Annotated in this window: 6 protein-coding genes; all 6 read right to left on the reverse strand. The window is 50.6% G+C overall.

From position 1 onward, the window contains the following. Window positions 1-278 precede the first annotated feature (278 nt). A complete protein-coding gene (locus KOO63_16475; protein MBU8923413.1) occupies window positions 279-2,090 on the reverse strand; it encodes a hypothetical protein in 1,812 nt (603 codons plus the stop codon). Between the two features lie 180 nt (window positions 2,091-2,270). Next, the gene (locus tag KOO63_16480; GenBank protein MBU8923414.1) at window positions 2,271-3,077 is read right to left on the reverse strand and encodes a hypothetical protein; all 807 of its coding nucleotides are present in this window, start codon (window positions 3,075-3,077) and stop codon (window positions 2,271-2,273) included. Beyond that, the gene (locus tag KOO63_16485; GenBank protein ID MBU8923415.1) at window positions 3,074-3,502 is read right to left on the reverse strand and encodes a hypothetical protein; all 429 of its coding nucleotides are present in this window, start codon (window positions 3,500-3,502) and stop codon (window positions 3,074-3,076) included. The genes KOO63_16480 and KOO63_16485 overlap by 4 nt, the downstream gene beginning before the upstream one ends. Before the next feature lie 60 nt (window positions 3,503-3,562). Next, entirely contained in the window at window positions 3,563-3,748 is a 186-nt protein-coding gene (locus KOO63_16490; GenBank protein ID MBU8923416.1) for a hypothetical protein, read from the reverse strand. 260 nt (window positions 3,749-4,008) lie between these two features. Further along, window positions 4,009-6,411, reverse strand: coding sequence for a T9SS type A sorting domain-containing protein (locus KOO63_16495; GenBank protein MBU8923417.1), 2,403 nt, complete (start codon window positions 6,409-6,411; stop codon window positions 4,009-4,011). Between the two features lie 138 nt (window positions 6,412-6,549). Further along, a partial coding sequence (locus KOO63_16500; GenBank protein MBU8923418.1) for a hypothetical protein occupies window positions 6,550-8,797 on the reverse strand: 2,248 nt, incomplete at its 5' end.

Below are 8,797 nucleotides of genomic sequence, written 5' to 3' on the forward strand. Positions count from 1 at the left end.
AAAGCATGGAACAGTCCGTGACCCACCGGGAGAAACAACAGGGCGTAACACGCCGAGGTAAACAGCAGTCCACGACTCATCGTGAAAAACAGCAGACCTCAAGATAACCGGACAAACGGAGCCATCATCCCGTTTTGACATCACCATCCCCCAGTAACCCATAATTATTTATGCATTTTTTGTTCAACCGATTTATTGAAGGCTCGAGGTTTAGCCGTTCGGCACGGCCAGATAGACGACCTGTTCAGACAGCCGACCCGCTCAGACAGCCGACCCGACTAGACATTCAGGAGCTTGTCGATGGGAGATTCCTGTATTCCCGGGATTCTGCAGTATCTGACGGTCCAGTGGAAAGAAGGATAGACCTCTTCTCCCGAATCACGGCTGGTCCTGAAGAAATCCTCCCTCACTCCATTAAGCAGATGTTCGATCTCTTCGGGTGAACGGCTGTTTATGAAGAGGGAATAACTCGATTCCTTTTCACCTATCGACACGACCATGTCGCCGTCAAGATGATGGAAAAGACACTTTTCAAAAATGGCACTGATCCTTGAGGGAATCTCATCCATTCCGATCATGGAAAGATTCACAAGACTCAATTCCGATCCCATGATGTCGGCTCGCTCGATCATCATATGCAGCGGATGGACGAGGTCCTTCTCCCTGTTGAATACCGGATCGAGTGGAATAGCAAGGCTGATCGTGTTCCCCGGGCTTACCTGCAGCTCTCCATCCAGAGCAGCCGCCAGCCTACCGAGCACCAGTCCCCTGTGGGCCTCGTGAAAAGACAGGAAATCCTTCAGACTCTCTCTCGAAGTCCTGAACCAGCTGCTCGTCCGCGGCCTGAGATAAATAACCAGGCTGCGATGAACGACACCAAAATAATCGTTCTCTTCTTTCACCGAAGTGCTGCATTCGATGAACGGGTTTTCTGACAGCCAGAGATTGTATGCGTCGATAGCCGAGACGAGGAAATCCTTCAGCCTGCCATTGCCGGTAAACACCATGATATCCGGCATGCTCAATTTGAATCCTTTTATCTTCTCTTCTTCGACGAATTCCTCAAAAAGTGATTTGACCTCTGTCTTCATTCTGACGATCGTCCTGCAGACATTCAGCTCTTCTGATTCGATCATGAACACTTTCTGGAGTTCGTCGAGATTTGCTATAAGTTTCTCTACGTTACGCCAGCCGATGTCTATGAGTTTTTCCTTCTGTTCAGGATCGATCGTCTCGTCGCTTTCACCCAGAAGTCTTACCGCTGTCCTGATGGACGTCAGGGGAGTCCTCATCCTGTGTGACAGTGTAGTGGCAAACTTCGACCTCAATTCATCGAGTTTCTTCCACCTTGAAAAATCATGAATCAACACCAGATAAATATCGTCGCTTCCACTCTCGTTCATCGACCATATCTCCAGCCCCAGCAACCTGTGACTCTCCTGTCCCTTCACAGCTATGTCCGCATAGGTTATCGCCGACCCGTTAAGTCGGCTTTTCTCGAATATCGAATCTGTGCAGTGCGCGTCGACAATATCGTTGATCTCATTCTCATCTCTCACAGCAAGGATCACTCTGGCCGAATGGTTCGCGAAGACCACTTCACGAAAGTGGTCCAGAAGGATCACACCCTGTTCGACCGGCTGGAAGTATGATTTAAGCGTATCGTAGAGCGAAGAAGTCTCCGAATGAAGACTGCGTATGTTCTCGGCTACAAGATCGAATTCGACATCGTCCACAGGAAGGATAAGCACCCTGTCTGCCCCTGCCCTGACCAGGCCCATTGCGGCTGTTGAATCCTTCTCCTGCATTACTGCCACTATCACTCCGCGATAGCCATTTTTTCTGGAAGTCGATACAAATGATTCCGCATCGAAACCATCGGACGAACATTCGAGAAACAGGGCAGAGAAGGGCGACAGATCGATATCCCCGGGCTTCGAAAGATCGAATATACTTACTCCATCGATGAGACACCTCTGGAGTTGATCTTTCATAAGATCCTCGAAAGAACTGCTTCCGGAAAATATTGCTACGGAAACTTTTCTATCCTGGACCTTTACCGGTTTGACTTCGATCTGCTGCAAAGACATAGATGCGATTCCTTCGATCAAGACCTCTAATCCGACTTATTGGAAACGCAAGGGACATGCCGCGAATCAAAGGGAAGTGTCGCGGAGTGATAAGGAGTATAATCCACAACAGGGAACAATCGGGACACCCCCCGGTTCGCATTATGCATATCCGTGCTTATTATGCAGACCCTGGGGCGATTATCTGGATGGAAGAAAATCGAGATTGAAAACTATGCTGGCGAGAGAATCGAAGACCCGGTCTCCCTCGGAACCGGCGTCTATTCCTCCGGTAAAGACTATCTCCATCTGATCCGACATCTCGTAACGAATACCGAGAAGATAGCATTCCCTGTAACCTGGACCGTCAAAATCTATAACGAACACACTTCCACTGAAGGAGAGCCTTCCGCTGATGGCGAACTCTATCCTGCCTGATAAAGTGAAATAATCCGTAGTGACCAGGTCACCCGTATTGTCCTTCTGACCGGAAAAGGTGTAGACAGCGGCGGATCTCAACTTCATCATGGGATTCTCTGTCCGAAACTCCAGGCCTCCTCCAAGGTCCGGGTATATTCCACCATCGGAGGATCTGAACGAAAACGGTTTGAGTGATCCTGAGCCCACAGGCACTCTGACTTCTCCGCGAAAAAATATACCGGAAGTATTTGTCGAGTCTCCCGACACTCTCGTCAGAAAGGAAATTGCCCCGTCGGCAAAACCATGTTTGTACCCGCCGGTCAGATGTATCACCGGATACAGGATCCCTACTCGACCCGATGTCCTCGAATTTAAACGAAAGGGTATCGACAGTCCGATAATCGAGGCATCGAATCCGGCAGCATTTATCAGCGTCTCGCTGACCGCCAGACCGGAACCTGAAGTATCGACTTGCTGGTAGTAGGAAGGCAGGTCCAGATAGAGTCCTTTCCCCGAGACATCACCCGGGCAGAGGACATCGATTGTCATGAATGCAGCGAGAAAAAGAAGGAAAACAGATCTGTTCAATTTGAATTCCTTAAACCCTCTCCCTCAAGCAAGCGGATCGTACCCTGGTTCCCGAATTTGACCAGGATAGTCCTTCTATTACCGGGGAGTACCTCTTTGGCGACTACCTTGCCATAATCGTTCCACGATCTGTGATAGATAATATCCTCGATCTCGTATTCTTTCTCTTCCTCATACTCAAGTGCCGCTTCTTTATCCTCAGCTGAAAAATCTTCAGGAGCCACATCCTCTCCTGTGGCCGAACCTTTCCCGGCCCCCTTGCCATCCTCATCTTCGGATTCCACCATGTAGGGAAGAAAGCCTTCGCAACCAGGACACTTGAGCCACACGACATCATTGTTCTCGGCCTCGTCAACGACATCCATATCGAAGGTCTTTTTACAGACAGAACAGTACTGCTCGATCTTTCTAGTCTCTTTCTTCACATTTTTCCCACCTGGCTGCCCCCGGTGCAGCCCGTCATCATCCCGTTAATATTATCCTTATCAGTCAGAAATAATCCTGCAGCAATCGTCGGAATCTTTCTCGGTAAGATACCTCATACCACAAACGGGACACCTGAATTTCCCATCCAGTCTTCCATCCGCTTCAGCTTTGGCGAGCAATCTATGGAATTTTACGTAATTCTTACCTTTTTTCAGGACAGAATCATCATGAATCTCTCGCTTCATCGCATCTCCTCCCATCCCTGTAAAACGAAGCCATCTTCACCACACCATACTGTAGGCAAAACTTGCCACCGCTACTACATATTGTATGTTTACCACGAAATAAAAATGCAGTCAATATGAATTCACGAACCCTGAGCAAGATTATTGCTACAGGTCTCAATATATCATGGATTGATATTTTTTGCAAGCGGGGGGGCGGAGATTTCGGGTAATATAGCCTCCCGTACTCCGTTCAGCTGATTCAGGCTTGAATCCTCCGGTCACCTCAGAACAATTACCTTTCTTACTTCCTTCAATCCACCAGCGTCGACCCTCAGAAAATAGATCCCGGGGGCGACGGCTCTTCCGCTGGCATTGGTCCCGTCCCAGGTACGTGTCAGAATGCCACCCCTGACGGGCATGTTGAATATCGTCCTGACCAGCTGTCCCCTGACACTGTAGATGTTGACGATCACATCGGTATTTATCTCGACGAGTGAGGGAGCGAACCGGAAATCTCCCGATCCCTGCAGTACCCTCGTTCCATTGGGAGACCAGTAACTCCTCGGGATGTTCATAGAGAACACGACCTGGTTCGTATTGAAGTTGAGTGGATTCGGCACGATTGTCGAGACGAGACCGCTGCCGATCGGAATTATCGAACGCTCCACCATATCATTACTGATTTCAACAAACTCCTCCATGACCCCGTCGCGGGGGAATTCGAAACGTCCTTCGATCCTGTACCGGTACTGTCTGCCCATCACCAGGTCCTCGTCATAATACCTGTAGACCCTCCGGTTAGCCCCGGCTTCGGAATAATCGTCACCGTCTATCGTAGCCAGGACCTCCTCGGGAGTACCACTGGATAGATCCTGTCTGATCAGGAAAAAATCCGCATCGAAGATCTGTTCTGCAGTCTTCCAACTGAGTGCTATCCCCTCCGGCTGGACATCTATACCTGTTTCGAAAAACTTCATCCCGACATAGGTCACTTCCATCATTATCGATGCTTTGAGGCCCACACAGTTCTCCACGGTGAGATAGATCCTGTTATCACCAGGATCCAGTCCTTCCTGCATTATGGAGCAGAGACTTTCTGTTGAGCTGTCCCATTTCAGATCGGCCGGGAGAAGCTGGAATTCAAGATTGTCGTTTATCTGTATCCATCCTTTCGACAACCATGGCGAGTAATCGATCCTCACTTCCTCAGGCTGCAGCGGATTCATATTCGGCAGGGCATCATTTTGCGCGATGGCGTTGATAAGATAAGACCCGTCGAAAGTAGTGTCTGAATTGAACCCTGGCACGTAGATCCTTCTAAGCTCCGGTTCGACCTCGTAGATATCAGGAATGGAATTGACGTTCTCGTCAGACAGGCCGATATGTCCCAGCGTGTAGTCGCAGACAGGCATGACGTTATCCAGCGCGAAGGTGTGCATTATACAATCCGCTCCTTCGCCGCAGGGCACGGTCTGCCCCAGATATATATGCATAGAGTTTTCGTTCGGTATACTCAGGTACCCGTATTCCGGTTCGCAGTGCGCGGCGGAAGCATCACTCTCGTACTGTCCCCAGAAGATATGAAAGAGGCCCACGGCGAAAAGGTTCGAGAAATTACCACCTGTTCCGTATCGGCAGGCCGGGTATGGAATAGCCATGTATGGGCCCCCGAGGGCGGAATTAAGAACATATCTGGCCCCTCCCCAGCAGTACTGGTCCGGCAGGATCGGTGTCGGATCATAATGGGCGCTCTGATCTGCGATAAAAGCTGTGAACACCCAGTCGGCGCCTGCTTCCTCCCTGCGATCGTTGTTGAAATTGTGGATCGAGGCAAGAGTATTCGCTATCCCGGCATCGTATCCCAGGGCACTCATCGCTTCCCATAACATCACGGTCTCTGTGCCGTTAAAAGCATTCGTCTCGATCGGGTCCCGGGTGACGGGGATCCTGCGATAATTTTTGTGATTCAATCTGAACGTCAGAGGCACCCAGAGCGCTAACTGCTGTATCCTGTTGAGTGAGATCGAGACGTCCCGGACAGCATCTTCGATCTCATCGTCTGTCCATGACTCGTCTCCGTAATATCCCTCGGGAAAAATCAGATTGACCACCACAGATCCCATCAGGAACTCGCTGTTCTGGTCTATCCTCCTCGCGGTGATAGTAGAGGGAGACCCCTTCCGGACATCGGCCGGAGTAGTCATCCATTTGATCGGGTCAGGGATCTCCGTACTGTTCAGATCACCATCGTCCAGAGTGAAAAATGGCCTGTGTGTCTGGGCCCCCGCGGGCCCGGGTAGATCGATCTGGCCGGATGTGTGTACCTCTGGGATCCCCTCCAGAAGGAACTTCAGAATGGCGGCGTTTATCCTGTCTATTCCACTTTTTTCTATCTCGACCGGATCTCTCACCAGGCGGCAGATCCCCTCCATCACATCATCTACCGAAAAAGATGCGGGAAAGTATCCGAATATCGCGTCAGGCGGATATGCTATTATGCCCTTACCGCCTTTGTCATCGGCCAGGCGGCAGGCCTCCATGAAGACTGCGGGATCATCGCTGTCGATCAGTATGCCGGCAGGACGTAACCCCTCATCTTCGAACGGGCAGGACCGTACGCCAGATACAATTGATAGAATAATCACTGCGGAAAGAAACAGGACTCCAAGTGTTTTTCCCATGATCCACCTCGCTTTGCCTACCGAAAATAACAGGGATGGTATCGATATCTGGCGAAGGTCAGGATCGCTTCCAGACGGAATCGAGGGGTGGGAGATCCTCTGCTGCGCTGGAATGGAAACTGGTTCAGTTACGGAACGCTATCTCAGCACCACCACCTTTTTGACATTCTCTATGCCACCGGCTCTGACTTTCAGGAAGTAGATGCCGTTCGCTACTCTCTGCCCGCGGTCGTTCCTTCCATCCCAGATCATATCCTTGTACCTTCCACCGTAGACCGGCAGAGCATACAGATGTCTGACTCTCTGACCGTTGATATTATATATATCGGCTTCGAGCATTATCTTCTCGTCCGCTGCCGCCGTTCCCACATTTTCCCTGCCTCCTGACGATGACAGATCGGGAAACTCGCCTGGAAGTTTCACGGTCCATTCGACCTTGTCGTGTATAGAGAAGACAAGAGGGTTCGGAGCCACTGGAGACATGATCCCCGAAACAACGGGGAGCAGTGATTTCTCAGAAAATACTCCACTCGAATCAGCCAGGACAGAATCTACACCCTCGATGACCCAGGTGATCCTGCTCCTCAACTTGTATTCGTACGTATGCATTGCTTCCACATTGCCATCACGGAATACATAGTAATTTCTTCTGGCTCCCGGTGACGATGGGTCGTTGCCGTCGACAGTACCTATCGATACAAAATCAGTTCCCACGGTGAGATCTCTTCTGACGATATCGAATTGGGCTCCAAAGACCTGATTGGCTGTTATCCAGCTTATGTCTATATAATCCGAACCTGCCTGAGTATCGACCTGATAATACTTCATCCCGACATACGTGACTTCGACCGAATCTTTGGCCTGTAGTCCGACGCAGTTCTCGACTATAAAATAGATCCAGTTGTCTCCCGGTTCCAGCCCTTCCTGGAGGAAATAATTGAGACTCTCCCTCGATCCGTCCCACTTGCCGTCTCCCGGAACTATCTCTTCGATAAAATTATTATTGATCTGCCTCCAACCCCTCTTGAGCCACGGAGCATAATCTACCTGCGTCAATGCGTCCTGCCTCGGGTTACGATTCTCCACTGCGGCGTTCGAGGCTACCGCACCGAGCACATAGGTGCCGTCGAAAGTCGTGTCGCTGCTGACTCCCGGCATATATATCATCTCGACGATCGGACGGATATCGTATACATCGGGCACATTGAAGCTGCCGGGCAGATCGGAATAATCACCGAGTCCCACCTGTCCCATGGTCCACTCACAAATGGGAAGAGGATCCTCAAGCTCGTAATTGTTCATAATGCAGGAAAGCTGGGCCCCGCATGGCCCCGGCGCTCCCAACATAACGGCATATGAGTTGCCATTACTGACATTAAGGTACCCGGAGCGCGCGATACAGGGAACACCGGCACTGGCGTATTCATCGAGGGCCCAGAACACATGGCTCATCTCGTGGATGAACAGATGACTGAAATGGATACCTGGACCCATCCCGCACGCGGGGTACGGAACTACCTGAAACGGCCCCCCGAGAGCGATAGTATAAGCAGTATAGCATAGGGTTTCGGGGTTCCCGTCCCTACATCCTATCCAGCATCCATTGAAGCTGGCATCTACCATATACGAGGTAAAGACCCAGTCAGTTCCCCAGTACTCCCGCTGCGCATTATTGAAAAGATGTGTGTCACCGATATAGTCGCCAGTCCCGCCCGAAAAATATTCCATCGATTCAAGCATGATAAGCAGTTCCCTGATCCAGATCGGGTCGGTATTCCAGGATCCATCCATCGGTTCGAATGAGACAGGTATCTCCCTGAATTCGGCAGGACAGTTTATTTTAAACGCAAGATCGACCCAGTGGGTCTTTTGCTGGTACTGCGACAGACCTACATTCACATATTGAAGCACCTCATCGATCTCTCCATCGGTCCATTCCTCGCTCCCCCCTATGCTTGAAGGGAAGACCAGGTTGACGAGAACACTGCCTATAAGAAATTCTGAATTCTGCTGTATGCCCCTTTCGAGGATCTCCGATGGAGCCCCGGTTCGCGGGCCGGCAGTACCGCTGTATTTGATCCTGGTCTCTTCTGGAATGCCGGGAATGAAACTCTCGATCGGCCCGAAGTCCTTCCCGATGTCGGGATGGTCCTGAAAAAACTTCCTCTGTTCGAACAGACTGTTGACCACTTTTCTCGTGGTCCCGTCCATACGCCCGGGAATGGCTTCCGAACCATTGAAGACCAGGTCGACCTTCAGTCCGGCGAATTCTTCCACTCCGAATCCCGGAGGGAAATAGCCGAAGATCATACCTGGTGGCATATGTATAAGCCCCCTGGCCTCACTATATTTCAATATCTCATCGACGGCCCTGTACGTCTCTTCA

This window comes from Candidatus Latescibacterota bacterium (genome assembly GCA_019038625.1).
GTDB lineage: Bacteria > Krumholzibacteriota > Krumholzibacteriia > Krumholzibacteriales > Krumholzibacteriaceae > JAGLYV01.

Coding starts and splice junctions, on each gene's coding strand:
- KOO63_16475 (MBU8923413.1), bottom strand. CDS start 2,090: ATGTCTTTGCAGCAGATCGAAGTCAAACCGGTAAAGGTCCAGGATAGA.
- KOO63_16490 (MBU8923416.1), bottom strand. CDS start 3,748: ATGAAGCGAGAGATTCATGATGATTCTGTCCTGAAAAAAGGTAAGAAT.
- KOO63_16495 (MBU8923417.1), bottom strand. CDS start 6,411: ATGGGAAAAACACTTGGAGTCCTGTTTCTTTCCGCAGTGATTATTCTA.